The sequence below is a fragment of the Haemophilus sp. HMSC066A11 genome, assembly GCF_001811665.1.
GTDB classification, from domain to species: Bacteria; Pseudomonadota; Gammaproteobacteria; order Enterobacterales; family Pasteurellaceae; genus Haemophilus; species Haemophilus influenzae.
The window spans coordinates 1-2,044 of record NZ_KV805892.1 but is presented as its reverse complement, the minus strand read 5'-3'; the positions used below and the strand labels follow the sequence as shown (position 1 = coordinate 2,044).

Here is a 2,044-nt window from a genome sequence, read left to right as displayed (position 1 = left end):
ACCGTCAGCAGAGATTTTTGAATCTTTAACCTGGTTAAAGGTTACTTTTTTGGCATTAGTACCATCAGCACTATTGGTGTTACCAATAGTTAAATCACTACCATCTTTAGCTGTAATCTCTGCTTTATTGAAACCTGAAATATTTAGGTCTTGCGTTAATTTCAATTCTTTGGTTTTAATGGTTAGATTGGCATTGTTTGTCGCGTCTGAATCGGAATTCTCCCCATCAACACCTGCCTTGATTGTTATCTGTTTGGTAATATTGATTTTGTCAGAAGAAATCGTGAGATTACCTTCTTTTTGCGAGACATCGCCGCCAATTTGCATTTCAGTATCACTACCTTCGTTCGTAATATTTAAATCACCGTTTTTATTGGTTATATTGCCGCTTATAATAGTGCGGTAAGTGGAGCTGGAGTTGGTGGTGATGCTTAAATTCTTGGAATTATCAATGTCTTTAAAGCGAGCCCCTCCTTTGGCAATGGAAATATTTGAATTGCCTTTGTTGTCAAACAAGCCGCCTACATTAAAAGTGAAATTTGTGATAGCTTTGAAATTAGCGTTACTTTCAACGGTAAGATTTCCGGCTATATTGACAATATTGCCTCCAGCGGTAAGGTTGCCGCTATTAATGATGACATCTTTTTTAATAGTTAAAGGTTTTTGATGGTTGTCAAAATCCGAACCGATAAGAGTGACGTTAGCGTTGTTATTGATAGTAACATTGCCTTCGATTTCTGTTACGGCTTTCCTGGAGCCAAAGGTGATGTTACCTCCTTCAAAGGTTATGTTTTTTTTGGCTACAATGCCTTTACCAATCATTCCATCGGTGCCTTCAACTTGCAAAAGTGTTATGTTGCCTCCGGTGGCATTTAAAGTTAAATCTTTCTCTATTGAGAAGCCAGTTTTTGTTGAGCCTGAAGTTTTAAATCTTAAACTTGACCCTGTTGAAACATTAAAGTATTTAGAATTTATAACTACACCGGGGGTTTGGACGTTAGAGGATGAGGCGAGAAGTGTGAAATCAACACTCCCCCCTCCCGAAACTGAAATGTTTCCATTAAATGATGCGTAATTCAAACTAGAATACTTATTTATCCCTATTGGTGCCTTGATGTCAAAGTTGACTCTTGCATTTCGTTCAACATTAAAGGTAGTGTCTTTGTTGAATGATATACCGTTTAAATTATAAGGCTGGGTAAGTGTGCCTGCACTATCGCTTCCTCTGGAGTCAATAGTGAGGTTAAACTCGCCACTCTCGGAAACATTTAAGGAGGTTAAATTCCAGTAAGTGCGTCCTTTGAATTTATCATATCCACTTTCATTTTTAGGTAAAACCATTGAGATGTTCACTTTCCCTGAAATATTTAAAGTCCCTTCAAATTTATTTGTGATAGCGTATTTATTGGTTCTTTTAGTGGTGAATTGCAGTCCGCTGCCAGTGCCGTTTAGAGAGACATTATTAAATCTAAAACCTTTTTGATTGCCTGAGGTAATAGTCCCTTGACCTGTAATGACTTGGTTGCTTCCTTTCTCAAAGGCGATATCTTGTTTAGCTGTAATGTTTATGTTACCTTGCGCCCCGAGTGAGATATTTTTATGAACATCAACCCAGCCGCCTGAGTAAATTGTTAAGTTTGCACCTCTGGTATCATCACCGGTGGTAATATCGTTGTTAATCTCAACGCCGCCACCGCTCCGACCCTCACTCCAAAGAGTTAAGCTGCCATTGGATAAATTAATGGAGCTATTGACATAGATGCGTTGATTAGCAGTGATGTTAACAAAGGTACCTTTTTTTAGTATACTCTCAAGAGTTGTGTTTGTTAATGTTGTCTTTTCTTTGTTTCGTTTTGGGGTGCTGGCACTATTCCCGGATCCCGTGTATTCATCGTCTTCTGAAGTATTGCTGCGTCCTGCTGTTTCTGCATTAATAGATACATTATCCGGGTCTAACAACCACTCTTTGGCGTCAACAATTGCATTGTCTTTGATGAATAAATCATGCCCCGACGTCTCCACAAAACCACCGGTTTTAGCGATA

General features: G+C 38.7%; 1 pseudogene. It reads right to left on the bottom strand.

The window, feature by feature from the left end:
• Positions 1–2,044: pseudogene (hmw1A, locus tag HMPREF2813_RS08285) on the bottom strand (adhesin Hmw1A); the annotation flags it as partial.